This window comes from Comamonas serinivorans, assembly GCF_002158865.1.
Taxonomy (GTDB): Bacteria; Pseudomonadota; Gammaproteobacteria; order Burkholderiales; family Burkholderiaceae_C; genus Comamonas_E; species Comamonas_E serinivorans.
In genome coordinates, this window is sequence record NZ_CP021455.1 from 3,764,901 (window position 1) to 3,790,381 (window position 25,481).

A 25,481-nucleotide genomic window follows, 5' to 3' on the forward strand; every position below is an offset into this window, starting at 1 on the left:
GACCTTTGACATGACCCAAGCCACTCCGGCCGCTCGCGCCGTTCGTCCCGTGTTGCGCCCAGCCCATGCGCTGCGCCCAAGCCCTCTGCTCGCATCCTGGATGCTGTGCTGCCCCCTGCTCGCCACCGCGCAGGACACGCTGCCCAGTGTGCAGGTGACGGCCGACGCCGTGCCCTCGGCGCTGCAGACGCCTGCCACCTCGGGCACCCACTTGCCCGTGACAACGCAAGACCTGCCCGCCAGCCTCAGCGCCATCACCGCCCGGCAGGCCGAAGAACGCGCCGACTTCGGCGTGGCCGATGCCGTCACGCGCACCGTGGGCCTGACCAGCACCGCCTCGCCCGGCAACGGCGGCATGGCGTTTTCCAGCCGCGGCTTCAGCGGCGTCAACTCGGTGGGCGTGGCCGAGGACGGGCTGAGCCTGCCCGTGGCCGCCGGCACCATCACCTACCCCAATGCCGCCTGGGGCTACGAGCGTTTCGAGGTCTTGCGCGGCCCCGGCTCGCTGATGTTTGGCAGCGGCACGATGGGCGCCACGGTCAACGCCATCCGCAAGACCCCCAGCGCAGACCGGCAGACCGAGATGCTGCTGGGCGGCGGCCAGCATGGCACCGCCCGCGCCGGCCTGGGCACCACCGGTGCGCTGGCACCTGGCCTGAGCTACCGCATCGACGCCTATGGCGAGCGCACCGATGGCGAGCGCCCACTGGGCCGCAGCACCAACGCCAAGCTCATGAACGCCCTGCGCTGGCAGGCCAGCGACACGCTGCGCTTTGACCTCACGGCCGACTTCAGCGACACCCAGCCCGAGCGCTACTTCGGCACGCCCACCGTGGATGGGCGCGTGGCCCGCGCGCTGCGCCACCAGAACTACAACGTGCGCGACAGCGACATCCGCTACCTGGACCGCCGCGTCAAGTTCAAGGGCGAGTGGCAGGTCCGTCCCGGCCTCACGCTCCGGAACGAGAGCTACCACTTCAGCTCGGACCGCCACTGGAAAAACATCGAGGCCTACGGCTACAACCCGGCCCAGCAGACGGTGGCGCGCTCCGACTACCTGGAGATCGGCCACGACCTGACGCAGAGCGGCAACCGGCTGGCCTTGTTGGCCGAAGCGGGCCAACACAAGCTCGCCGCGGGCTGGGACCTGTCGCGCTCGCGTTTCAAGGCCTTGAACAGCTCGCCCTACACGGGCTCATCGGTGGTCGATGCCCTGAACCCGCAGCATGGCGTGTGGGACAGCCCCGATCCCTACGCGCTCAAGCTCTCCAACGCCATCCGCCAGAACGCCCTCTACCTGGAAGACGCCTGGCAGCTCCACGACCAGTGGCTGCTCATGGCCGGCCTGCGCCGCGACTGGTACGACTTCGACCGCCGCGACGTGGTGTCGCAGGCCACGCTGGCCAAGAAGCTGGCCGGCACCTCGTGGCGCCTGGGCCTGACGCACACGCTGAACGACCGCACCAACGTGTACGCCCAGGTCAGCACCGGCCACGACCCCGTGACCAGCCTGTTGTCGCTGGCCGCGTCGCAAAGCGGCTTCACGCTGAGCCGTGGCCGCCAGGTCGAGCTGGGCATCAAGCAGCAGCTGCCCGACCCGCGTGGTGAGTGGGCGCTGGCCGTGTACGACATCCGCAAGGACGACATCATCACGCGCGATCCGCTGCAACCCACGGTGTCCATCCAGGGCGGCAGCCAGTCCTCGCGCGGCATCGAACTGTCGGGCGCGCTGCAGGCCAGTCGGGCCTGGCGCTTCGAGGGCAACCTGGGCTGGGTCGACGCCCAGTTCGACGAGCTGCGGGAAGGCGCCACCGGCATCGACCGCTCGGGCAACCGCCCGGCCAACGTGCCGCGCGTCACCGCCAACGTGTGGGCGCACTACACCGTGGGCGACTGGCGCGCCTCGCTGGGCCTGCGCCACGTGGGCAAGCGCTACAGCAGCAACGCCAACACCACCTACCTGCCGTCGTACGTGGTGGCCGATGCCGTGGTCAGCTGGCGCATGAACCGCCAGGTCAGCTTCAACCTGGTCGGGCGCAACCTGGCGAATCGCCTGTACGCCCAGTCGTCGTACGGCAGCCAGTGGCTGCTGGGCCGCGGCCGCCAAGTCGAGCTCAACGCGCAACTGCGCTTCTGAGGCATGCGCGTCACCGCCCTTGCCCTCCTCCTGGCGCTGGCACTCGGCGCGTGTGGCCCGCGCAGCGCGCCAGCGCCAGCTCACCCAAACGCAGTACCTGGCGTCACCGTCAATGTGTGCGGCGTACCCACCGCATACCCCAAGGAGCCCAAGCGTGCCGTGACCTACGACGTGGGCATCACCGAGATGTTCCTGTTCCTGGGGCTGGCCGACCGGCTGGTGGGCTACGCCGGCATCCCCGATGGCAAGGAGATTGCGCCCGAGTTCGCGCCGGCGCTGGCGCGCCTGCCCAAGCTGTCCACCCAGGGCATGAACCTCGAAACGCTGGTGAACGCCGGCACCGACTTCGTCTTTGGCGGCTGGAGCTACGGCTTTCGCCAAGGTGGGGTGACGCCCGAGCTGCTGGCCCGCCACGGCATCGCGTCGTACGTGCTGACCGAGTCCTGCATCCACGTGGCCGCACGCAGCGAGGTGCGGCTGGAAGACGCCTTCGACGACATGCGCCACATCGGCGCCATCTTCCGCTCCTCGGCACAGGCCGACCAGCAGGTGGCCGTGCTGGCACAAGGCCTGGCGACCCTGCGCCGCGAGATGGCCGGCGTCACGCACCGGCCGCGCGTCTTCGTGTACGACAGCGGCGACAAGCTGCCCACCACCTCGGGCCGCTACGGCATGCCCCGCGCCATGCTGCACGAGGCCGGCGCCGACAACCTGTTCGACGACATCGCCAGCAACTGGCCCCAGGGCAACTGGGAGGACGTGGTGACGCGCGACCCCGAGTGGATCGTCATCGTGGATTACGGCCACCCCAGCGCCGAGGGCAAGCGGCACTTCCTGATGCGCAAGCCCGAGCTGGCGGGGGTCAGCGCCATCCGCCACCAGCGCTTTTTCGTCATGACCTACGCCGAGGCCACGCCCGGGCCGCGCAACGTGGCGACCACGCAGCGCCTGGCCGCCGCGCTGCACCCCGAACGGCGCATCACCGTCGACCCACCCGCACTGGGCACGCCATGAACAGCCCCCGCGGTGCCACGCCCCCCGGCGCCCACCGTGGCGCCGCACCGCCAGCGGCCGCGCCTGCACGGGTGCGCGACCTGATGCCCTTGCGTTCGCATGCGCCCGACCTTCTGCAGGACCTGCCAGGCCCAACCGGGGCAGGCGCGGGCGGCGACGGCGCACGGCTGAGCCCATCCAGCCCCCACACGCCAGCGCGTCCAGACCCGGTGCCCCTGCGAAGCGATGCGCAGCGAGGCGGATGTGCCGAGCGCCGGCCTCGCGACGGCAGATTGCTCCTGCTGGCCCTGGCCGTGCTGCTGCTCGCGGCCGGCGCCGCATTGTGCTGGGGGTCCAGCGCCGTGCCGGCCAGCCAGGTGTGGGAGGTGCTGCGCACCGAGGCACTGCACGCCCTGGGCCTGCCGGCGGTCAGCGAGGCCTCGCCGCAGCACCAGCGCGTCGTCTGGTTGATCCGCATGCCCCGCGTGCTGCTGGCGGCCGTCGTGGGCGCGGGCCTGGCCGTGGTCGGCGTGGCCATGCAGGCCCTGGTGCGCAACCCCCTGGCCGACCCCTACCTGCTGGGCGTGTCGTCCGGTGCCTCGGTGGGTGCCGTGAGCGTGCTGGCCTGGGGCGCCCTGGCCAGCGCCGGCCTGTTCGCGATCACGCTGGGGGCCTTCGCGGGCGCGCTGCTGGCCACCACGCTGGTCTACCTGCTGGCGCTGCAGCAAGGGCGCGTGCTGCCCACGCGCCTCATCCTCAGCGGCGTGGCCGTGGCGTACACCTGCATGGGCGTGACCAGCCTCATCACCTTGACGGCGGGGCAGCGCGAGCTGGCCGCCTCGCTGATGACCTGGACGCTGGGCAGCCTCTCGGGCAGCCAGTGGATCAGCCTGCCGGCACCGGCCCTCATCCTGCTGCTGGGCCTGGCCGTGCTGTGGGGCAGCGCGCGTGAGCTGAACGTGCTGCGCTCGGGCGACGAATCGGCGATCAGCCTGGGCCTGAACGTGGCGCGCTTTCGCCGCCGCATGTTCGTGCTCGTGTCGCTGATGACGGGCAGCCTGGTCGCGGTCAGTGGCGCCATCGGCTTCGTCGGCCTGGTCATCCCCCACATCACCCGCATGCTCATCGGCCACGACCACCGGCGGGTGTTGCCCGTGGCTGCCCTCATGGGCGCGGCCTTCCTGATCGCGGTGGACCTGCTGGCCCGCACGGCGTTTGCCCCCATGGAGCTGCCCGTGGGCGTCATCACCTCGTTGATCGGCGGCCCCTTCTTCATCGGGATGCTGGTGCGCCAGGGCCGGCAAACGCGCCGAGCCGACAAAGGCGGCCCCGCATGCTGACGGCCACCGACTTGGTCTGGCGCGCGGGTCCCGCCGGGAGCCGCCCGTACGTGGGCCGCCCGTTCGTGGGCCGCCCGTTCGTGGGCCGCCCCATCGTGGGCCGCCCCATCGTCAACCAAGTGAGCCTGCAGGTGGCGCGCGGCGAAACCCTGGGCATCGTCGGCCCCAACGGCTGCGGCAAGTCCACGCTGCTGCGCCTGCTCTACCGCGTGCTGACACCCACGCAAGGCCAGGTCCACCTCCACGGGCAGGACATCTGGCGCCTGGATGCGCGGCAGTTTGCCCGCCAGGTGGCCGTCATGGGCCAAAGCCCGCCCGCGCTCGAGGGCCGCGTGCACGACGCCGTGATGATGGGCCGCTACCCCCACCAGTCGCGCTGGTCGCACGACAGCGCGCGCGACCGGGCCATCGTGCACGACTGCCTGCAGCAGGTCAGCGCCAACCACCTGGCGAACGCTACGCTGGCCAGCCTGTCGGGCGGCGAGCGGCAACGCGTGCTGCTGGCGCGCGCCCTGGCCCAGGAGCCCGAGCTGCTGTTCCTGGACGAGCCCACCAACCACCTCGACATCCGCTACCAGCTGGAGCTGATGGCCTTGATCACCCGCCTGCAGCGCACCGTGGTGGTGGTGCTGCACGACCTGAACCTGGCCGCCGCCCACTGCGACCGCATCGCCCTGCTGCAAGGCGGCCGCATCGCCGCCATTGGCCCGCCGGCCGAGGTGTTCACGCCGGCCCACATCGGCCGGGTGTTCGGCGTGCGCGCCCAGGTCGAAACCGACGCCCAGGGCAAGCTGCGCATCAGCTATGCGCTGTGAATCCAGGGGTATGCACCCGTTCTCGATCTGGTTACATCGACAACCGATGCATACCCATCACGACTCTGGTTTGAGCCAGCGCATCACCCTGTCCGCCACGCGAAACGCCACACCGCGGCGGCGCTGGACAATGCCCCATTCACCACCAACCCGGAATGCGCGCATGACCACCCCCTCCCTCGTCCTCATCGATCGTCCCGCCGACGGCCTGGCGGTGGTCACGCTGAACCGGCCCGAGGCGCTGAACGCCTTGTCCAACGAATTGCGGCGCCAGTTCACCGCCGCCTTTGACACGCTGATGCAGGACGGCACGCGCGTCGTCGTGCTGGCCGGCGCGGGGCGCGCCTTCTGCGCCGGCCTGGACCTGCGCGAGCTGGGCGCGCGGGCCCAAAGCGGCCAGGCCGCCTTCGGCATGGAGCGCGAGCTCAACATCGTGGGCGCCATGGAGGCCTTCGCCGGCCCCATCATCGGCGCCGTGCAGGGCGCCGCCGTCACGGGCGGCTTCGAGGTCGCCCTGGCCTGCGACCTGTTGTTTGCCGCACCCGACGCCCGCTTTGGCGACACGCATGGCCGCGTCGGCATCATGCCGGGCTGGGGCATGTCACAGCGCCTGTCGCGCCGCATCGGCATCGCGCGTGCCAAAGAGATGTCGCTGACCGGCAACTACATCGACGCCGCCACCGCCGAGCGCTGGGGCCTGGTCAACCGCATCGTGCCGAACGACGCGTTGCTGGCCCAGGCCGTGCAACTGGGCAAGGACATGCTGGAGCTGTCGCCCACCATCCTGCCCAAGTACAAACGCCTCATTGACGAGGGCTTTGCCACCACGCAGGCCGAAGGCCTGGCGCTGGAGCAGCAATACGCCCGCGAGTGGAACAACGCCAACACCCAGGACGTGCTGCCCGGCGGCGGCATGGCCGCGCTGCAGGCCCGGGCGCGCAAGGGCTGAACACCGCACCGGCACCGGCGCCCCGCGCCGGCGGCCTGTACGCAAAGGGTCCGTGCGCAGCTGGCCTGTGTGCAGATGGCCTGTGTGCAGATGGCCTGTGTGCAGGCAGTATGGTGGCATGGCCGTTTTCAAGGAAACGGGACTGCACCCATACCCCACCCACCATCACGCCAGGGTGTGCGAGCGCAGCCGGGCCCGCCATCCGGGTGGGTGGCTTCGCCGCCATGGGCCAGGGCATCCGGCTGGCCGCCTCGTCTCGGCCAGCCCTGCAGAGGGCCCACGTGCCACCGAATGCCGCCGACCTGCCGCGTCCTGGCGACCCTGGGGGCAAGGCGGCGCGGACGGCGCCCTCAAGCGGCCACCGCGCAAGCCGCAGCCTCTTCTCATTGGACATCGCTGGACATGACACCCTCTGACGCCCCCGACCTGGTCCTGGTGGAGCGGCCCGAACCCGGCCTCGCCATCGTCACCCTGAACCGCCCGCAGGCGCTCAACGCCCTGTCGAGCGCCTTGCGGCGGCAGCTGCGCCGCGCCATCGACACCCTGAACGCCGACGGCCAGGCCCGCGTGCTCATCCTGCGCGGCGCCGGGCGCGCGTTCTGCGCCGGCCTGGACCTGAAGGAGCTGCAGCAACGCACCCAAAGCGCCGCTGCGCCTGCAGCCGACGCAGGCGGCAGCCCCGCCTTCCTGGGCGATGCTCCCAACGTGGCCGGCAGCATCGTGGGTTTCGACGGCCCGCTCATCGGCCTGGTGCAGGGCGCAGCCATCACGGGTGGGTTCGAGTTGGCGCTGCTGTGCGACGTGCTGCTGGCCGCACCCGATGCCCGGTTTGCCGACACGCACGGCCGCGTCGGCATCCTGCCCGGCTCGGGGATGTCGCAGCGCCTGTCGCGCCGCATCGGCATCGCGCGCGCCAAAGAGGTGTCGCTGACCGGCAATTTCATCGACGCCCTCACCGCCGAGCGCTGGGGCCTGGTCAACCGCGTGGTGCCGCACGACGAGCTGCTGGCCCAGGGCCTGCAGCTGGCGCGCGACATGCTCGAGCTGCCCGACGCCATGCTGCGCGGCTACCGCCAGCTCATCGACGACGGCTTCGCTGGCAGCCAGACCGCGGGCCTTGCGCTGGAGCAGGCCCGCGCACGCGCCTGGCACAGCGCCCACGCCGACGGCGTGTTGGCTGGCGGCGGCATGGCCGCGCTGCAGCAGCGCGCGCGGCACACGCCTTGAACGCAAGGATCCTGGGTGGTCGAGACGCTGCGGCGCACGCAGCGACCCGGCCACGCTGGATGCAGCCCAGCAGCAGGCCCTGAAAAACGGGGCGTGCGGTTCGGTGCGGCGGATCCAGCGATTCGCATCACGGGGTATTCTGCGTTACCGACGGCAATGCAATCGGAAATCAGGCCATACTCCAGACCCCATAGGCTGCAGCAAGCGGCCAGCAGTCAAGGCCGCTGCCGCCACGATGGCTGAGCGGCCGCCAAGCGGCGCGGCCGTTCAACCCCCTGCCCGCGCAGGTTTCAGGCCGTGGCCTCGCCCAGCACGCGGAAGCCGTGCGTGCCGTCGCGGCCCAGCTGTTCGACCAAGCCGTATTCCCAATCCAGGTAGGCCTGCATGGCTTCGCGCGGCGCGTCCGTGCCCTCGTAGGGGCGGCGGTAGCGATCGATGCGCGGCGACGCCAGGTTGTGCTCGCCGGATTCGGTGGGCAAGCCCGCCGCCTGCCAGGCCGCATTGCCGCCGTCCAGCAGCAGCACCTCGGCCGAGGTGAGCTGCTGCAGCTCGGCCACGGCATACGCGGCCAGCGAACTGTTGCCGCAGGTCAGCACATAGCGCTTGGCCACGGGCAGCCGGGGCAGCGCCTCGGCCAGCTGCGGGCGCAGCACGAACCAGGCCCCGGGGATGTGGGCTTTGACGTGGTTGGCGCTGGTGGTCAGGTTGAGGACCACGGTGTCGTTGGCCTGCACGTCGGCGCCTTCGATGCCCAGCCACTGGGCCAGCGCCTGGGGCGACACGCGGCGCACGCCGGCCGGCACAGGCGGCAGCGTGGCGGCCGGCACACCGGTCTCGCGGAAGGCGTTGGCCGCGGCCGCGGGCAGCTGCTGCGCATCGGCGGCCAGGTCCAGCACCCACACGTCCCAGTTCATCTGCGCCAGCCACGAGGCGCTCATGTTGGCGCGCGCGCCATCGTCGTCGACCAGCACGATGCGGGCGCCGCGCACGGGCACGGTGTGGTCGGTCTCCTGCACCAGCTGGCCGCCCGGTGCGTTGGCAAAACCGGGCAGGTGGGCATGGGCGTACTCCTCGGGCGTGCGCACGTCGAGCAGGTAGGTGGTGCGCGCGGCCTCGGCCACGAAGCGGTCCACATCGGCCAGCGTGGCGCGTTTCACGCCGGCGCCATCGGCCACGCGGCGGGCGCGCTCGGCGGCCTGCAGGCGCTCGGCCTCGCTCACGGGGCCGAAACGACGGCTGGCGCCGTGGTCCAGCGTCTGGCCGGCCAGCGTCCAGCCGATGGTGCCGTTGCGCAGCGCGGCAATGGGATTGGGCAGGCCGGCGTTGACCAGCGACTGCGTGCCGATGATGGAGCGCGTGCGACCCGCGCAGTTGACGATGATCTGCGTGGCCGGGTTGGGCGCCAGGTTGGCCGCGCGCAGCACCACTTCGGCACCGGGCACGCTGATGCCGGTGTGGATGCTCATGGTCTGGTATTCGTCGAAGCGGCGCATGTCCAGCACCACCACGTCGGCCTGGGCGTCGAGCAGGGCCTTGACCTCTTGCGCCGACAGCGAAGGCGTGTGGCGCTTGGCCTCGACCAGCTCGCCGAACGACTTGCTGGGCACGTTCACGTCGATGAACAGCTCGCCGCCGGCCTCGCGCCACCCTTGCAGGCCGCCCTGCAGCAGGGCCAGCTGGGTGTAGCCCAGCTCGCGCAGTTTGTTCAGCGCGCGCGGCGCCAGGCCTTCGCCGTTGTCGTAAACGACGATGGCCGTGTCGCGGCGCGGGATGCGGCGCCAGGCGTCGAGCTCGATGCGACCCAGCGGCAGGTTGGCCGCGAACAGCGGATGACTCTGGGCGAAGGGGTCTTCCTCGCGCACGTCGAGCAGGGCGATCTCCTGCCCGGCCAGCAGGGCCTGGCGCACCTGCGCCGGGGTCCATTCGGCAACCGAGGAAGACGCGGCGCCGGGCGCAGACGGGGCGGTGGAAGACGGGGTGGAGGTCAAGGTGGCCTGGGTCATGGATCAGGAAGGGTCAGCGGTGAACAGGCCCGGCAGTCGGGCTGGAAGGGATGAAGTCAGCAGCCAATCTGCATGCCGTATGGCTGCGCCGCCATTTCATGGCAAACGAGCATGCAACCATACCCCATGCATCGATCAGGCCGCGCGCGACACGTCCCACAGGTTGGGCAGCACGGTGTTGCTGTAGCCCGAGATGAAGGGCTTGGTCTGCCCATCGGGGGTGAACACGTGGCGCGACACGCCGCCGATGTTGGCGCCGTAGACGTGGATGCTGATGGACACGCGGTCGTCGAAGGCGTTGCGCACCTGGTGCACGTCGTGGTCGGGCGGGTAGACGGCCTCGACGTCGCCGGGCAGCAGGCGCTCGGGCTCGCCCTCGGGCTGCCAGCGGCCGACGCCGTCCTGCACAAAGCGCTGCGAATGCTCGCTGCCGCGCAGCATGCCGATCAGGCCCCAGACGGTGTGGTCATGGATGGGCGTCTGCTGGCCGGGGCCCCAGACGAAGCTCACCACCGAGAAGCGCCCCAGCGCGTCGGCGTGCAGCAGGTGCTGCTGGTAGTGCTCGGGGTGCGGTTGGGCACAGGCCTCGGGCAGCCAGTCGTCGTGGCGCACCAGCTCGGACAGCAGGCCGGCTCCGTGTTGCACGATGTGGGCGGTGTCGGGCGCTTGCTCGACCAGGGCCGCCAGGCGCTGCAGAAAGCCACGCAGCCGGGCCAGGTTGGGGGCCGGGGTCACGGCATCGGCGTGGGCGGGCGCCATGGCCACCGCGCCGGCTGGGGCGTTGGCCAAAGGGCTGGCCGATTGGCTTGCCGAGTGGCTTGCCCGAGGGCTGGTCGCCGGGGACAGGGGAATGCGGGTCATGGTGGCGATTGAACCGCAAATGGCCTGCGCGCGCTGAACGGCTTTCGCATATGCAAGCGCGATTTCGTTCGTTCACAGCCCGCGGGGGCCTGGCGTGCAATGCGCAGCATCGCCACACCGTGCCAGCGCCTGCGCTGCGCCAACGTGGTTCTCCCTCCCACGCAAGGATCTGCATGCGCACTCTGCCCCCCTTCCCCGCCCTGCCCTCATCCCCCTCGCGCCGCACCTGGCTGGGCCGCGGTGCTGCCCTGGCCGCGCTGGGCGGCGCCGGCGCGCTGGGCCTGTCGAACCACCCGGCCAGGGCCGCCACCCTCACGCCCATCAAGCTGGCCTGGAACGCCAACGCCCCCTGCCTGGCCGCCGCGCCCGTGGCGCAGAGCAAGGGCATCTTTGCCAAGCACGGGCTGCAGGTCGAGCTCATCAACTTCTCGGGTTCGACCGATCAGCTGCTCGAGGTGATCGCCACCTCGAAAGCCGATGCGGCGCTCGGCATGATCCACCGCTGGATCAAGCCGCTGGAGTCGGGCCTGGACGTGAAACTGGTGGGCAGCTCGCACGGCGGCTGCTCGCGCCTGGTGGGCTATGAAAAGGCCGGCATCACCTCGCTGGCCTCGCTCAAGGGCAAGACGATTGCCGTGTCCGACCTCAATGCGCCGGGCAAGAACTTCTTCTCCGTGCTGCTCAAGAAGAACGGCATCGACCCCGAGAAGGACGTGCAGTGGCGCCAGTTCCCGGCCGACATGCTGGGCCTGGCGGTGGAAAAGGGCGAAGCCCATGCGATCGCCGACGGCGACCCCAACCTGGTGTTCATCCAGCGCAAGACGGCGGGCCTGGTGGACATCGCCACCAACCTGTCGGGCGAGTACGCGGCCAAGACCTGCTGCGTGGTGGGCGTGGGCGGCAAGCTGCTGCGCCAGAACAAGCCGGTGGTGGCACAGCTGGTGCGCGCCATCGTCGAGGCTTCGGACTACGTCGCCGACAACCCCGGCGAAGCGGCGCGCGCCTTCGCGCCCTATTCCAAGGCCAGCGAGGCCGACCTGCGCGCCGTGCTGGGCACGCTGACCCACCGCAGCCACCCCGTGGGCCACAACCTGCGTCAGGAGATCGAGTTCTACGCCCGCGACTTCAAGCTGGTCGGCGTGCTCAAGCCCTCGACCGACCCTGCCAAGTACGCCAACCACGTGTTCGCCGACGTGCTGGGCTGACGCCACCAGGAGAGAGAACACCATGAGTGCCGTCGCCGACCATGTCCTGCCCGCGCCGCCCGAGGTGCGCGCGTCTTCTGCCACCGCCGCCCCGCGCAGCCCCGCCGTACCGGTCCCGCGCAGGCGGCTGCACACCTGGGGCGTGGGCCTGCTGGCCGCCGCGGCCTGGCTGGGTCTGGGCCTGCTGACCCTGCTGGTGCCCAACCAGGAAGCCGGCTTCAGCGAGTGGGTGTACACGACCGAGTTCGGCGTGGTGGCGCTGGCCGCCGCGGCCGTGTTGGCCGTGCTGTCGCTCTGGCCCGCCGTGGCCCAGGCCCGCACGCCTGTCCTGGGCACGCTGCGCCACACCGGCCCCTGGCTGGTGGCCGCGGGCGTGGGCCTGGCGCTGTGGGAGCTGGCCACCGCCAAGACCGCGTGGCTGCCGACGCCGTTCTTTGCGCCCCCCACGGCCCTGGCCGAGGTCTACGTGACCGACTGGGCCCGTCTGGGCGAAAGCGCCTTCAACTCGCTCAAGCTGCTGGCCATCGGCACCGGCATCGGCGGTCTGTGGGGGTTTGCCGTGGGCGTGTGGATCGGCTGGTCGCGCGTGGCCAATTACTGGATCCACCCGGTGCTGCGCGTGCTGGGCCCGGTGCCCACCACGGCGCTGCTGCCGATCTGCTTTTACTTCTTCCCGTCCAGCTGGTCCACGGCCATCTTCCTGATTGCGCTGGGCACCGCGTTTCCGGTCGCCATCCTCACCTGGTCGGGCGTGGTCAGCGTGAACAAGCAGTACTACGACGTGGCCCGCACCCTGGGGGCCAGCCAGGCCTTCCTCATCTTCCGCGTGGCGATTCCGGCGGCCCTGCCGCAGGTGTTCGTGGGCCTGTTCATGGGCCTGGGCGCGGCGTTTTCGACGCTGGTGGTGGCGGAGATGCTGGGCGTGAAATCGGGCCTGGGCTGGTACCTGACCTGGGCGCAAGGCTGGGCCAGCTACCCCAACATGTACGCCGCCCTGCTGCTGATGGCCCTGCTGTTCTCGGGCGTGATCAGCCTGCTGTTCGCCGTGCGCGGCCGCGTGCTGGCCTGGCAAAAGGGGGTGGTGACATGGTGAGCGTGCTTGACCTGGCCGATGACGACGCAGTATATGCACCTCACCGTCCTTCTGAAAACGAAGATGGACCGGTACTACCTTCATCATCTTCACCCCCGCAAGCCGGCGCCCACATCGACGTGCAGGCGGTCAGCCATTGGTTCGACCTGCCGCAGCGCAGCGCGGCCGACGCGCAGGCGCTGCAGGTCATCGACGACCTGAGCCTGCAGATCGCGCCGGGCGAGTTCGTCGCCCTGATCGGCCCCAGCGGCTGCGGCAAGAGCTCGTTGCTGCGCCTGGTGGCCGGGCTGGAGCAGCCGCGGCAAGGCGCCATCACGCACGACGGCGAGGCCATCACGCGGCCGCACCCGTCGCGCATCGTGGTGTTCCAGGACCCGACGCTGTTCCCCTGGCGCACGGTGTGGCAGAACGTGGCGCTGGGCCTGCAGGCCCGCGGCGTGCGCCACAAGCCCCCACGCTCCCCGGCTGCGCTCGGGTCCCTGCCCCCCAAGGGGGCTGGCCTGGCTTGGGGCGGCCCTGCGCTGCGGCCGGCGCCCCCACGCTCCCCGACCGCGCTCGAGTCCCTTCCCCGGGGGGCTGGCCTGGCTCAGGAGCGGCCCTTCGCTGCGGCTGGCGTTGCGCAGGCGTTGGACATGGTGGGCCTGACGGCGTTCGCCCGAGCCTACCCGCACCAGCTGTCAGGGGGCATGGCGCAGCGCGTGGCGCTGGCGCGCGCCCTGGTCAACGAGCCCAGCCTGCTGGTGCTGGACGAACCGCTGGGCAAGCTCGATTCGCTGACGCGGCTGCACATGCAGGGCGAGCTGCTGCGGCTGTGGCAAAGCCAGGGCTTTTCCACGCTGCTGGTCACCCACGACGTGGAAGAAGCGCTGTACCTGGCGCAGCGCGTGGTGGTGCTCAGCGAGCGGCCGACCCACATCAAGCAGGTGCTGGTGAACGACCTGCCCTACCCGCGCCAGCGCACGCACCCGCGCTTCATCGCGCTGCGCCAGCAGGCGCTGGGCCTGCTGGGCCTGAGCACGGATTGAATGGACCTGGCCGCGATGCGTGAGCGCGTGCTGGCGGCACTCGACGCCGCCCAGCGCGCATGGCTGCAGGGGTTGGACCTGCTAGGCCTGGCGCGCACCGTGGACGGCCAGCCCGCCTGGCCGCACGCCTGGCGCTTTTCGGCCCAGGTGCTGGCCTACGACGCCGGCCTGCTGCGCCAGCTGCTGTGGACGCTGGCGGCCATCGCCCTGGCGCTGACCTGCGCGGGCGCGGCGCTGCTCAGCCAGCGGCGGACCCGTCGGCATCGGCAGGTGCCTGCGCCTGCACGCCCCCACCCGCTCTTGACCTGGCCCCGGGCCTGGTGGGCGCTGGCCGCGCTGGCCCTGCTGGCCGCGCCCTGGCCGCCCGCCCACCTGGTGTTCACGCGCGCCGTGCCCACCAGCTTTCACCAGTCGCCCACGGGCTTCGAGGCGCGTGCCATCGTCGCCGGGCAGCAGCTGTACGCCGCCCATTGCGCCAGCTGCCACGGCCCCACGGCACGCGGCGACGGTCCCCGCGCCGCCCAGGGCGGCCCGAACGACCTGTGGCCGCCCACGCTGATCGGCAACCTGCTGAGCAAGCGGCTGGAGGGCGAGCTGCTTTGGCGCGTGCGCCACGGCTGGCAGGCCGACGAGGGCCCGCACCCGCCGCATGCCTTTGGCGCCGCGCTGAGCGCCGAGCAGACCTGGCAGGTGCTGGACTTCCTGCGCGCCAATGCCGCCGGCCAGAATGTGGCCGAGGGCGGCGGCTGGCCCCAACCCGTGCGCCTGCCCCGCGCGCAAAGCGCTTGTCCCGCCGCCCCAGCCAGCCTGCGCACGCGCCTGGTGTTCGCCGACACGGTGCCGGCCGACCTGCGCCCCGATCCCCGCCTGTTCACCGTGCTGGTCACCCCCGCTGGAGCGGCATCTGGCGCGGCCGACTCGGTGGCCGTCGACTGCACCCTCGACGACCCCGATTTCCGCACCGCCATGGCCCAGCTGTTGGGCGTGCCCCCCACCAGCCTGAACGGCCACCAGGTGCTGAGCGACCGCGCCGGCTGGCTGCGCGCGCGCAGCACGCCGGGCGCCGCGGGTTGGCGCGACGACGACTTGCTGTGCCAGACCCCGACCGGCCCCGAAGCCGCCGTGGCCGATGCCAGCCGCCCCGTCGGCGAAGGCCTGGATGCGCTCATCGCCCGCATGGACGCCGCGCCGCTGCTGCCCCTGCGCGCGGGCTTTGCGCACCGCTGAGCCCCTCGGTCGAATGCCGGTGGCGAAGCACTGACGCGGAAGAGCCCCACGCTTTGAGACGCCGCTGCCGCCAGGCCTGTGCGCGCCAGCAACCGGCCGCCACCTGAACCCTGGACCGCGCTGAACCCGTGGTGATGGCGGCAGGATGGCCGGCGTCCGCGCCACCACGCCGCGTCAGTCACGTGGTCGCAGACACGCAGTAAACAGCGCCGCATGCAGACGCGCAGCCGGCACGGCGGGCCCTGGGTCGGCCGCGGCACGCAGCCATCACACCGGCCTGCCCATATGCGCCCCACGCATGTGAAAGCACGTTTTTGTTCGTTGTTCAACGCTGGCCGCGTGCCGAAGATCGATGCCATTCCTTCTCGACCTTCAGGAGCCATTCATGGGCGTTCAGTTCATCGGCATGATCCAGCCGAACGAAATCTCGGAAACCTTTGCCCAGCGCGGCGCCAACGTCAACCCGGCCTTTGTGCGCGCCTTTGCGCAAGCGCATGAACACGCGGGCTTCGACCGCGTGCTGGTCCCGTCCAGCGGCACGAGCCCCGACACCGTGCTGACCGTGACCTACGCCGCCCTGGCCACGCAGCGCATCCACTTCCTGCTGGCGCACCGCCCCGGCTTTGTGGCGCCCACGCTGGCGGCCCGCCAGTTCGCCACGCTGGACCAGTACATCGACGGCCGCCTGGCCGTGCACTACATCACCGGTGGCTCGGACGCCGACCAGGCCCGTGACGGCGACTTCGTCGGCCACGACGAACGCTATGCCCGCTCGGACGAGTACCTGGAGGTGCTGCGCAAGGTGTGGACCGCGGACCAGCCCTTCGACCACGAAGGCAAGTTCTACCGCTTCGAAAACGCCTGGTCCGAGGTCAAGCCGGTGCAGCAGCCCTATGTGCCCATCTTCTTCGGCGGGGCCTCGGCACCGGCGCTGGAGGTGGCCGGCAAGCACGCCGACGTGTACGCGCTGTGGGGCGAGTCGCTGAGCCAGGCCGAGTCGCTGGTGAGCCAGGTGCGGGCCTCGGCCGCCCGCCACCAGCGCGACATCGGCTTTTCGATCTCCTTCCGCCCCATCCTGGGCCGGACCGAGGGCGAAGCCTGGGACAAGGCGGCCCGCATCCTCGAGGACACGCAGGCGCTGCAAGCCAAGAGTGGCATCGCCCAGGGCTTTGCCCGCGGCGGCCCGGCGCAGAGCGTGGGCGCGCAGCGCCTGCTGGCCGATGCCGCCAAGGGGGATGTGGTGGACGAGCGCCTGTGGACCGCACTGGCCAAGCAGACCGGCGGCCGCTCCAACTCGACCTCGCTGGTGGGCACGCCCGAGCAGGTGGCCGACGCCCTGCTCAAGTACCACGCGCTGGGCATAGAACGCTTCCTGATCCGCGGCTTCGACCCGCTGCTGGACGCCGTGGAATACGGCCGCGAGCTGATTCCGCTGGTGCGCGAAAAAGTGGCCGCACGCGAAGCGCAAGCCCAGACGCAGGCCCTGGCGCTCTCGCGCAAGGCCGCCTGATTCCCAGGGTCGATCACCACCATGGGGTATTCAGGCTTGTCGATGGATGATGAATCGGCAACGACGAATACCCCATCCTCTTTCACCTCGACCCACACCTGCATGCCCCACGGCCACGCCGCCCCATGAACGCCGCACTCTCTCCTTTGCAACTGGCCCAGACGCTGGCGGCCCAGTTCGCCGAACGCGCCGCCCTGCACGACGAACGGGCCAGCTTTCCGCACGACAACTTTTCCGAACTGGCCGCGGCCGGCCTGTTGAGCCTGGCGGCCTCGCCGCACCTGCTGCAGCACCCCGACCGCAGCGCCGGCCTGTCCATCGCCCTGCCCACGCAAGGGGCCAGCCTGGCGACGCTATCGCAGGTCATCGGCACCCTGGGCGAAGCCTGCCCGGCCACGGCCCTGGTGCTGGCGATGCAGTACATCCAGCACCGCAGCCTCAGCCGGGCCAGCTCGCGCTGGCCCGTGCAGCTGGCACGGCGTGTGGTGCAGACGGCCAATCCGCAGGTGGCCCTCATCAACTCGCTGCGCGTGGAGCCCGAACTGGGCACGCCCGCGCGCGGTGGCTTGCCCGCCACCACGGCCCGCCGCAGCGGCGAGGGCTGGGTGCTGTCGGGCCGCAAGATCTACAGCACGGGCGCACCCGGCCTGCGCTGGCTGGCCGTGTGGGCCCGCACCGATGAAACGCCGCCCCGCGTGGGCACCTTCCTGGTCGATGCACAGCGGCCCGGCGTGCGCATCGAGCACAGCTGGAACCACCTGGGTCTGCGCGCCAGCGGCAGCCACGACATCGTGTTCGAGGGGGTGCACCTGCCGGCCGATCACGCCGTGGACATCCGCCCGCCGCAGGCCTGGCAAGGCGGCAATGCCGACCTGCAGGCCGAGATGGCCGTCTTCCTGGGGCAGATCTACAGCGGCGTGGCCCGCGCCGCACACCGCTGGACGCTGGGTTTTCTGCGTGAACGCACGCCCGCCAGCCTGGGCGCCCCGCTGGCCACCCTGCCGCGCGTGCAAGAGGCCGTGGGCCGCATCGAGCGGCTGCTGACCGTGAACGCGCTGCTCATCGCCCAGCTGGCGCAACGCGTGGACGCCGGCGACGTGCCGTCGGCCACCGAAAGCGGCCTGGTGAAGGTGCAGGTGACCGAAGCCGCCGTGCAGGCCGTGCACGAGGCGCTGGCGTTGACCAGCAACCATGGCCTGTCGCGCCGCAACCCGCTGGAGCGCCACCTGCGTGACGTGCTGTGCGGCCCCGTGCACACGCCGCAGGTCGACAGCGTGCACGTGGCAGCCGGCCGCGAGGCGCTGGCGCTGTGAACGTCCCGCGTCCACGCCAAGCCCTGGCCTGGCGAAGGCGCTCATGGGGCCGCACAGCCCGCCGACTACGGCTGCTCCCTGGCGACGCCACCGGCCGGGCCCAGCCGGTCCACCCACCCCTGCCGGGCTGCCTTGTCAGCCCGGCCCCACGCCGCACGCCGCGGCAGGAGCCTTGAATGTCTGTTTTGTTGATTGCTGGCAGCCCCAGCGAACCCTCTCGTTCGGCCGCCTTGCTGGACGATGCCCACGCCCACCTGGTGGCGCGCGGCGTGCGCGTGGAACGCCTGAGCGTGCGCGACGTGTCGGCCGAAGCCCTGCTGCGTGCCGATTTCAGCCACGCCAGCGTGCTGGCCGCGGTGCGCCAGGTGGCCCAGGCCAAGGCCATCGTGGTGGCCACCCCCATCTACAAGGCGGCCTATGCCGGTGCCCTGAAGGCGCTGCTGGATGTGCTGCCGCAAAGCGCCCTGCAGGGCAAGGCGGTGCTGCCGCTGGCCACGGGCGGCAGCCCGGGTCACCTGCTGGCGCTGGACTATGCCCTGCGACCGGTGCTGCAAGCGCTGGGGGCCCGCCTGGTGCTGCAAGGCATCTACGCCACCGATGCCCAGATCAAGCGTTCGCCCGATGGCGTGCACATCGACGCCGACATCGCCCAGCGCGTGGCGCACGGCCTGGGCAGCTTGCTGCAGGAAGCCGGCATCGCACACGCGCTGCCGGCGTCCACGCCGCTGGCGGCCAACGCCTGAATCCAGGCCGCAGGCCAGCACGACTACCCGATCGGGTAGTCGTGCTGGCAGGGTTCATGGTAGACCCAGGGCAGCTGCGGCAGCGCGGATCGTGATCGACGCCACGGGCCGCCGGGCTGCTCAGCGCCGAGGCACGGGGCGCGGCCGGCCCTGCTCGTCGATGGCGACGTAGGTGATGGTGGCTTCGGTGACCTTGATGTACTTGCCCTGGGTGTCGAAGCGCTCGGTCAGGGCTTCCACGTGCACGCGGATGGACGTGGTGCCGATGTGCAGCACCTTGGCATAAAAACTCAGGATGTCGCCCACGCGCACCGGCTGCTTGAAGATGAACTCGTTCACAGCCACGGTGGCCATGCGGCCTTGTGTGTGGCGTGCCGGCAGCACCGAGCCCGCCAGGTCGACCTGGGCCATCACCCAGCCCCCGAAGATGTCGCCATTGCCGTTGCAATCGCCCGGCATGGGGATGACCTTGAGCACGAGTTCGTAGTCCTTGGGCGGCTCGACCAGCGGAGCCGACACGGCTTGGTTGTTCATCATGGGCATGCCGATCGGCAAGTCGTTCATCTGCATCATTGTGGGCGCCGGCCTTCACGGGGCTGCGCATTTCGAACCAGGGAAAACCCGTATTTTCCTCCGTCACCGGGCGCGCGTCCAGCCTCGGTCAGCCCGCGACTCACCCCCGGGGGGTTCAAGCCGCTGCTGCATCGCCCGCCTGGTTCCGTCTCACCGTCTCAGCATCGACCGCCGCCAGCACCTTCGCGTCGCCTCGGTGTCGCGCACGGGTGCCCGGCGCATGACCCCGGCGAGGTAGAGATGCCCCGGGACAGGTCCACGCCATCTCGCTCACAGCCCGTTACACCATCATTGGTGGTGTGCGTTTTCCGACACTGTCTGTGGTTTTTTCATCGCCCTGCGGGCGCAGACTTTGTTTTGACGGCATAGCGCCCTACCATTTGCCCGTGTTCAACCTTTCATGAAACCTTCCCATGAACAAATACTTGGCCGAGCTGATCGGCACCTTCTGGCTGGTCCTGGGCGGCTGCGGCAGCGCCGTGCTGGCGGCGGCGTTTCCCGAGCTGGGCATCGGCTTTGCCGGCGTGTCGCTGGCCTTCGGCCTCACCGTGCTCACCATGGCGTTTGCCATCGGCCACATTTCGGGCTGCCACCTCAACCCCGCCGTGTCGTTCGGCCTGTGGGCCGGTGGGCGCTTCGAAACGCGTGACCTGGTGCCCTACATCGTGGCGCAGGTCGTGGGTGCCATTGCCGCCGCGGGTGTGCTGTACCTGATCGCTTCGGGCAAGCCCGGCTTCGAGCCCGGCGGCTTCGCCAGCAACGGCTTCGGCGACCTGTCGCCCGGCAAGTTCAGCCTGGCCGCGGTCATCGTCTGCGAAGTGGTGCTGACGGCCATCTTCCTGTTCGTGATCATGGGCGCCACCGACAAGCGCGCGCCTGCGGGTTTCGCACCCATCGCCATCGGCCTGTGCCTGACGCTGATCCACCTGGTCAGCATCCCGGTGTCCAACACCTCGGTGAACCCGGCGCGTTCGACCGGCGTGGCGTTGTTCGCCTCGACCGGCGCGGTCGGCCAGTTGTGGGTGTTCTGGGTCGCCCCCATCGTGGGTGGCATCCTGGGCGCCCTGGTTTACCGCGGCGTGGCCCGCGACTGAGGTTCGCTGCCGTCACGGCAGCGGCGCCCGTGAACAGCCTGGTCGATGACCAGGCTTTTTTTCGCCCGCGCGATGGCTTCCCCGGATCGTGCTCGATGGCACGCCGCTTCACGACGCCACACGGGGGAAGGCCAGCTCACGCAATCTGTCACGAAACAATTGGCAGTATCACCCCAATGCCGTTTCAAAGAAAACGGCAAGCCATGGATACTCCATCAGAAATCGCGCATCGACGGGTGACGTTTAGCCCCGTGCCCCCACACCTGCCCACACGCCGGTCAGGCCGTGGCCCACGGGCCAGCGGCCGCCATCACGCGCTGGTGCCGCGCGCGCCCTGCCCTCGGCGCATGCAGCCCCCGTCACTGCACGCAGCCGCGCGCGTCCACACGGATCACGTGGTCCACGCGGCCGTGGCGCAAGCCGCCGCGCACGCCATACAGGCGCCGGTGCAGGTTCACCGTCGGGTCGCAGTGGCCGGGGATCAGCCAGATCAGCGACCCCAGCGCAGGCAGCGCCTCGCCGGGCTGGGCCGCACGCAGGATGCCGTGCTCGTCGCCGCCATTGGCGAACACCAGCGGCGTTTCATCCTCGGCCGTCCACACCCGCGGCAGACCGGCGTCGATGGCGTGGCTTTTGTGGCCCGCATCGCACACCACGTGGTCGGCGCTCACGCTCATCACCTGCGTCAGCACGAACAGGCTGTTCTCGAACTCGGGTTGCGAGGGATCGCGCTCGTTGTCCATGTACTCGGCGTCCATGAAGACGTAGCTGCCGGCCTGGATCTCGTCGTACTGCCCCGAGGCGATCTCGATCGCGAACGCGCCTGTCCCCCCGCCCGTGACCAGCGGCACCGGCAGGCCGGCGGCATGCAGCGCATCGCGCGTGGCCTGGATCTGCACGGCCACGTCGGCCACGGCCTGGCGTCGGGCCGCCACCGTGCGCGCATGCTGCAGCTTGCCGTTGTAGGCCTGCAGGCCCGCAAACCGCATGTTGGCATGCTGGCCGATGGCCTGCGCCAATGGCACAGCCGCCTCGCCCGGCGGCACCCCACAGCGGTTCTGGCCCACGTTGATCTCGACGTACACGTCGATGGAGGCATGGACCAGTGCCATGGCGGCCCCCAGCGCGTCGATGCCCTGCAGGCTGTCGACCACGATGCCCAGCTGCCCGTTGCGGCCGGCCACGCACTGCGCCAGCTCGGCCACCCGCATCAGCTTGAGCGGGGCGATCACCTCGTTGGTGATGAGCAGCTTCGAGGCCCCCACGTCCACCAGGGCTTCGGCCTCGGACACCTTCTGCACGCACACGCCCACGGCGCCGGCCTGCATCTGCACGCGGCCGATGTCGGCGCTCTTGTGCGTCTTGGCGTGCGGGCGCAGGCGCACCTTGTGGCGCGCGCAGTACGCGGCCATGCGCTGCACATTGCGGTTGAGCGCGTCCAGGTCCACCACCAGGCATGGCGTGGGCAGGTCGTGCACCGGCATGCCCACCACGGTGAGGTGCTGCGGGGTTCGCGTGTCAAGCGCTGCGCTCATCCAGGGACTCCATCAATTGCGGGTGTTGCAGGTGCTGCTGGTCGTCCCAGCCGACGATGTGCAGCGAATCGGGCGTCCACAGCAGGCGGTGGATGGCGGCGTTCGCCAGCTGCCAGCTGCGCGGGGCCTGCAGGTCCAGTCCGCGGGCCAGGCGATGCACGACGTCGATCACGCCGCCGTGCGTGAAGATGGCGATCAGCTGCCCGGCATGGCGGGCGGCCAGGGTGTTCAGGGCCTGCGCGATGCGCGCACGCAGCTGCACCAGCGATTCGCCACCGTCCGGCGCCTGCCAGTCGGGCTCGCGGGTGCGCCAGCGCTGGGCTTCTTCCGGCCAACGGGCCAGGATGTCGTCGAAGCGCTCGCCTTCGAAACGGCCAAACGCGCGCTCGCGCCACTGCGCATCCACCTGCACCGCCACGCCCGTGGCATCGCCGGTGGCCTGCGCCGTCTGGCGGGCGCGGCTCAGGTCGCTGCTGACGATGGCAGCCAGCGGCTCGCGTTGGGCCAGGGCCTGCGCCACCAGCTGGGCCTGCAGCAGCCCCCGCGCATTCAGGCCAATGTCGGTGTGGCCCTGGATGCGGGTGCTGGCGTTCCAGGCCGTTTCGCCATGGCGGATGAGGATGATGCGCGTTGCGTCCATGCGGGCGATCATGCCAGGGGCCGAGGCCACCCGCAGTCGCCATGCCAGGGGGCGCGTCGCAGGCGGTTGCGGTCGGCGGCTGGGGCCCCGGACACCCGGCCTGGATCTGCACGACGTCGAGGCCTGCAGAGGCGCTGCCCCTCGGGACATGCCTGGGGCGCGGTGCCGTGGGCCAGGTCCCCGGTGAGCGTCAGGCCCCGCGCGTCAAGCAACGCCCGTCACCCACCGGGAACAGGCTGCCGGAACGTGCGACGCCAGGCACAGGCTGCCGGGAAGGCGTCCCGCCCCGCTCACGCCGCCGGATTGACCTCGGTGCCGGGCTCGGCCTCGCCGAGGCCGGCGAACCGCGTGGCCTGCAGGCTTTGCAGGCCGAACTCGGCCAGCAGCACGTGCAGCCGCTCGGCCGCGCTGCGCTTTTTCTGCCCCGTGTATTCGGCCAGGATCAGCTCGTTCTTCATGCTGTGCTCCCAACCCACCAGCTCGGTCACGGTGACGCGGTAGCCCATGGCCTCGAGGTAGAGGCAACGCATGACGTTGGTGATCTGGCTGCCCAGCTCCCGCGTGTGCAGCGGGCGCCGCCACAGCTCGGCCAGCGGCGTGCGCGACAAGGCCAGGGCCTTGCCGGCATTGAGCACGCGGGCCACTTCGGCCTGACAGCACGGCACCAGCACCATGGCGCGCGCGCGCTTGGCCAGGCCAAAGGCGATGGCATCGTCGGTGGCCGTGTCGCAGGCATGCAGGGCCGTCACCACGTCGATGCGCTCGGGCAAGCGGGTGTCGGTGGTGGCTTCGTCCACGCGCATGGCCAGGAACTGCATGCGCACAAAGTGCAGCCGTTGGGCCAGGTCCTGCGAATGCGCGACGAGTTCCGGCCGGGTTTCGATGCCGAAGATCTGCCCCGTGGGCAGGTCGCGGTAGAACTGGTCGTACAGCAGAAAGCCCAGGTAGGACTTGCCAGCGCCATGGTCTGCCAGCGTGGCGTGCGCGCCGCCGTCGGGCAAGGCCTGGATCAGGGGCGCGATGAACTGCACGAGGTGTTGAACCTGCTTGAGCTTGCGGCGCGAATCCTGGTTGAGCTTGCCCTCGCGCGTCAGGATGTGCAGGGCCTTGAGCAGCTCGACCGAGTGCTTGCCCTCGAACAGCGCGGGGTTGTCCCCCTCGACATCAGGCGCAGGCTGGGCGGCACGGGCCGAGCGACCCGCCGGGCGCCCCGCGCGCTGGTCGTCACGACGCGACGGCTTCATGACGCGTCCTGCCGGGTGGCGGGCGTGGCCTCGCCGGCGGCCTTGGCGGCATCGCCGGGTCCGACCTGCAGAGCCTGCCAGCCCGCGGCACCCAACTCGGTCAAGGTGGCGATGTTGGCCTCGAAGATGGCCTCGGCCTCGGGGAAGGCCTCGACCGCGCGGTCGATGCTGGCCTCGCGCAGCAGGTGCAGCGTGGGATAGGGCGAGCGGTTGGTGGCGTTGCCGATGTCGCTCGCGGCCGTGCCCTCGAACTGGAACCGGGGGTGAAAGCTGGCCACCTGGACCTCGCCTTCGAGCGCCATCTCGACCAGCAGCTCATCGGCCAGGTCCAGGAAGTCGTTGAACACCAGGAAATCGTCAAAGCCGTGCGGCACCATGAGCAAGGTGGTGTCGCGGTCCTCGGGGTCCTGGTCGATCAAGGCCTGCAGCTGCACGGCCAGGTCCTTGAGCAGGCCCGGCACGTCCTCGGCGCTGCTGACGGCATAGTGCACCTGCCCCTTGTGCTGCACCGCCTTGGCGAAGGGGCACAGGTTGAGGCCGATCACCGCGCGCTCTACCCAGCGGCGTGTGTCGGCAATCACTTCATCGTGTTCGTTCATGCCGCCATTGTCGGCGATGGGCGACTTTGGCGACGGCGTTCGTGTGGCCTGTCACCGAAATCATGAGGGGTATGGAGCCATTTCCGTTTTTTCTTCAACGATATTCAACCCATACTCTCTTCAGACATTTTTCACTCACTCACCGTCACACGCGTTGCGCCAGCAGGCGCTGGCCCGTCAGGCGCTCGTGCTCGGCGCAGGCAAAGCGGTCGGTCATGCCGGCGATGTAGTCGGCCACGGCCCGCGCGCGGTCCGGGCGCTCGGCAAACGAGGGCCGCATCTCGGCCGGACGCGCGAGGTAAAGGGCAAACAGGTCGGCCACGATGCGCTTGGCCTTGTCGGTCATCTCGGTCACCTGCGGATGGCGGTACAGGTGCCGGAACAGGAAGCGCTTGAGCTCGGTGCTGTCCGCCTGCATGGCCTCGGAAAAGCGAACCAGGTGACGCGTGCGCCGCGCCGCCTCGGGCGACTGCGGCGCCTGGGACGAAATCGCCTGCCAGGAGGACGACAGCACGTCGTACACCTGGGTGCTGAGCATGCGGCGGATGGCTTCGTACAGCAGGCGCCGGCCCTGCAGCTGCGGGTGATCGGCCAGCGCCGCGTCGCAGTGGATGCGGAACAGCGGCACCTCGCGCACGGCCTCGAGCGCCAGCAGGCCTGAACGCACGCCGTCGTCGATGTCGTGCGCGTTGTAGGCGATGGAATCGGCCAGGTTGCACAGCTGGGCCTCCAGGCTGGCTTCGCGCCCATCCAGAAAGCGGCTGGCCACGCCGCCGGGCTCGGCCGCCTCCAGCGCCAGGGCGTTGGCCTGCGAGCAGTGCTTGAGGATGCCCTCGCGCGTCTCGAAGCTCAGGTTCAGGCCATCGAAATCGGGGTAGCGGTGCTCCAGCAGGTCCACCACCCGCAAGGACTGCAGGTTGTGCTCGAAGCCGCCGTGTTCGCGCATGCAGTGGTTGAGCGCGTCCTGGCCGGCGTGGCCGAACGGGGTGTGGCCGAGGTCGTGCGCCAGGGCCACGGTCTCCACCAGGTCTTCGTTCAGGCGCAGGCCACGCGCCAGCGAACGCGCGAGCTGCGCCACCTCCAGCGAATGGGTGAGCCGCGTGCGGAACAGGTCGCCTTCGTGGTTGAGGAACACCTGGGTTTTGTAGACCAGGCGCCGAAAGGCCGTGGAATGGACGATGCGATCGCGGTCACGCTGAAAGGCATCGCGCGTGGGCGCGCCGGGCTCGGGATGGCGCCGACCGCGCGTCTGGTGGGCCTGCAGGGCATACGGGGCCAGGCCGCCGTCGCGCGGCCCGGTGGGTGGCAGCGCGCTCAGCTGCCAGCCGCGCTCGGCCATGGCGGGCGTCAGGTCG

22 protein-coding genes are annotated in these 25,481 nt (G+C 70.5%); 14 read left to right on the forward strand and 8 right to left on the reverse strand.

All coding sequences use genetic code 11. From position 1 onward, the window contains the following. Positions 1–10: 10 nt before the first annotated feature. From CCO03_RS16045 to CCO03_RS16070, 6 genes are all read left to right on the forward strand, one after another. Entirely contained in the window at positions 11–2,137 is a 2,127-nt protein-coding gene (locus tag CCO03_RS16045; RefSeq protein ID WP_087282665.1) for a TonB-dependent receptor, read from the forward strand. A 159-nt stretch (positions 2,138–2,296) separates the two neighbouring features. Then, positions 2,297–3,151 carry an ABC transporter substrate-binding protein gene (locus CCO03_RS16050; protein ID WP_236903896.1) on the forward strand — a complete coding sequence of 285 codons (855 nt, stop codon included), beginning with the start codon at positions 2,297–2,299 and terminating at the stop codon, positions 3,149–3,151. A 272-nt stretch (positions 3,152–3,423) separates the two neighbouring features. Then, positions 3,424–4,470, forward strand: a complete 1,047-nt coding sequence (locus tag CCO03_RS16055) for a FecCD family ABC transporter permease (RefSeq protein ID WP_236903899.1) — start codon at positions 3,424–3,426, stop codon at positions 4,468–4,470. Beyond that, entirely contained in the window at positions 4,464–5,285 is an 822-nt protein-coding gene (locus CCO03_RS16060) for an ABC transporter ATP-binding protein (protein ID WP_087282669.1), read from the forward strand. Before CCO03_RS16055 ends, CCO03_RS16060 begins: the two co-directional genes overlap by 7 nt. A 163-nt stretch (positions 5,286–5,448) precedes the next feature. Next, positions 5,449–6,234 (forward strand): enoyl-CoA hydratase, encoded by a 786-nt coding sequence (locus tag CCO03_RS16065; protein WP_087282671.1) that lies wholly within the window; start codon positions 5,449–5,451, stop codon positions 6,232–6,234. A 402-nt stretch (positions 6,235–6,636) separates the two neighbouring features. Continuing rightward, positions 6,637–7,461 carry an enoyl-CoA hydratase gene (locus CCO03_RS16070; RefSeq protein ID WP_157667735.1) on the forward strand — a complete coding sequence of 275 codons (825 nt, stop codon included), beginning with the start codon at positions 6,637–6,639 and terminating at the stop codon, positions 7,459–7,461. Positions 7,462–7,751: 290 nt separating this feature from the next. On the opposite strand, the gene CCO03_RS16075 is transcribed toward CCO03_RS16070, so the two are convergent. Beyond that, positions 7,752–9,464: a rhodanese-related sulfurtransferase gene (locus tag CCO03_RS16075; RefSeq protein WP_087282675.1), complete on the reverse strand. Its 1,713-nt coding sequence runs from the start codon at positions 9,462–9,464 to the stop codon at positions 7,752–7,754. A 135-nt stretch (positions 9,465–9,599) separates the two neighbouring features. Beyond that, entirely contained in the window at positions 9,600–10,223 is a 624-nt protein-coding gene (locus tag CCO03_RS16080) for a cysteine dioxygenase family protein (protein ID WP_087284828.1), read from the reverse strand. 275 nt (positions 10,224–10,498) lie between these two features. Between CCO03_RS16080 and CCO03_RS16085 the strand changes: the two genes are divergently transcribed. The 7 genes from CCO03_RS16085 (at position 10,499) to ssuE (ending at position 18,441) form a co-directional block, all read left to right on the forward strand. Next, a complete protein-coding gene (locus CCO03_RS16085; RefSeq protein WP_087282677.1) occupies positions 10,499–11,530 on the forward strand; it encodes an ABC transporter substrate-binding protein in 1,032 nt (343 codons plus the stop codon). Positions 11,531–11,552: 22 nt separating this feature from the next. Beyond that, positions 11,553–12,623 (forward strand): ABC transporter permease, encoded by a 1,071-nt coding sequence (locus tag CCO03_RS16090; RefSeq protein WP_087282679.1) that lies wholly within the window; start codon positions 11,553–11,555, stop codon positions 12,621–12,623. After that, complete coding sequence (locus CCO03_RS16095) at positions 12,617–13,648, forward strand: ABC transporter ATP-binding protein (RefSeq protein WP_087282681.1); 1,032 nt, start codon at positions 12,617–12,619, stop codon at positions 13,646–13,648. The genes CCO03_RS16090 and CCO03_RS16095 overlap by 7 nt, the downstream gene beginning before the upstream one ends. 15 nt (positions 13,649–13,663) lie before the next feature. Continuing rightward, positions 13,664–14,875 carry a c-type cytochrome gene (locus CCO03_RS16100; protein WP_157667736.1) on the forward strand — a complete coding sequence of 404 codons (1,212 nt, stop codon included), beginning with the start codon at positions 13,664–13,666 and terminating at the stop codon, positions 14,873–14,875. Positions 14,876–15,260: 385 nt separating this feature from the next. Then, positions 15,261–16,385, forward strand: a complete 1,125-nt coding sequence (locus CCO03_RS16105) for an LLM class flavin-dependent oxidoreductase (RefSeq protein WP_087282685.1) — start codon at positions 15,261–15,263, stop codon at positions 16,383–16,385. Positions 16,386–16,510: 125 nt separating this feature from the next. Beyond that, a complete protein-coding gene (locus tag CCO03_RS16110) occupies positions 16,511–17,698 on the forward strand; it encodes an acyl-CoA dehydrogenase family protein (protein WP_087282686.1) in 1,188 nt (395 codons plus the stop codon). A gap of 176 nt (positions 17,699–17,874) precedes the next feature. Further along, positions 17,875–18,441 carry an NADPH-dependent FMN reductase gene (gene ssuE / locus CCO03_RS16115; RefSeq protein WP_087282688.1) on the forward strand — a complete coding sequence of 189 codons (567 nt, stop codon included), beginning with the start codon at positions 17,875–17,877 and terminating at the stop codon, positions 18,439–18,441. A gap of 120 nt (positions 18,442–18,561) precedes the next feature. On the opposite strand, the gene CCO03_RS16120 is transcribed toward ssuE, so the two are convergent. Then, positions 18,562–18,984 carry an acyl-CoA thioesterase gene (locus CCO03_RS16120; RefSeq protein ID WP_418236064.1) on the reverse strand — a complete coding sequence of 141 codons (423 nt, stop codon included), beginning with the start codon at positions 18,982–18,984 and terminating at the stop codon, positions 18,562–18,564. 443 nt (positions 18,985–19,427) lie between these two features. Between CCO03_RS16120 and aqpZ the strand changes: the two genes are divergently transcribed. Further along, positions 19,428–20,108, forward strand: a complete 681-nt coding sequence (gene aqpZ / locus CCO03_RS16125; protein WP_087282690.1) for an aquaporin Z — start codon at positions 19,428–19,430, stop codon at positions 20,106–20,108. Positions 20,109–20,467: 359 nt separating this feature from the next. On the opposite strand, the gene CCO03_RS16130 is transcribed toward aqpZ, so the two are convergent. The 5 genes from CCO03_RS16130 to CCO03_RS16150 form a co-directional block, all read right to left on the reverse strand. Beyond that, on the reverse strand, positions 20,468–21,643 hold the full coding sequence (locus CCO03_RS16130) for a DSD1 family PLP-dependent enzyme (protein ID WP_087282692.1): 1,176 nt from the start codon (positions 21,641–21,643) through the stop codon (positions 20,468–20,470). Then, positions 21,627–22,283, reverse strand: a complete 657-nt coding sequence (locus CCO03_RS16135; RefSeq protein WP_087284832.1) for a histidine phosphatase family protein — start codon at positions 22,281–22,283, stop codon at positions 21,627–21,629. Before CCO03_RS16135 ends, CCO03_RS16130 begins: the two co-directional genes overlap by 17 nt. Positions 22,284–22,573: 290 nt before the next feature. Beyond that, on the reverse strand, positions 22,574–23,527 hold the full coding sequence (locus CCO03_RS16140) for a class I SAM-dependent methyltransferase (protein ID WP_087282694.1): 954 nt from the start codon (positions 23,525–23,527) through the stop codon (positions 22,574–22,576). Continuing rightward, positions 23,524–24,126 carry a DUF1415 domain-containing protein gene (locus tag CCO03_RS16145; protein WP_087282696.1) on the reverse strand — a complete coding sequence of 201 codons (603 nt, stop codon included), beginning with the start codon at positions 24,124–24,126 and terminating at the stop codon, positions 23,524–23,526. The genes CCO03_RS16140 and CCO03_RS16145 overlap by 4 nt, the downstream gene beginning before the upstream one ends. A gap of 145 nt (positions 24,127–24,271) precedes the next feature. Beyond that, the gene (locus tag CCO03_RS16150) at positions 24,272–25,465 is read right to left on the reverse strand and encodes a deoxyguanosinetriphosphate triphosphohydrolase (RefSeq protein ID WP_087284834.1); all 1,194 of its coding nucleotides are present in this window, start codon (positions 25,463–25,465) and stop codon (positions 24,272–24,274) included. Positions 25,466–25,481 lie beyond the last annotated feature (16 nt).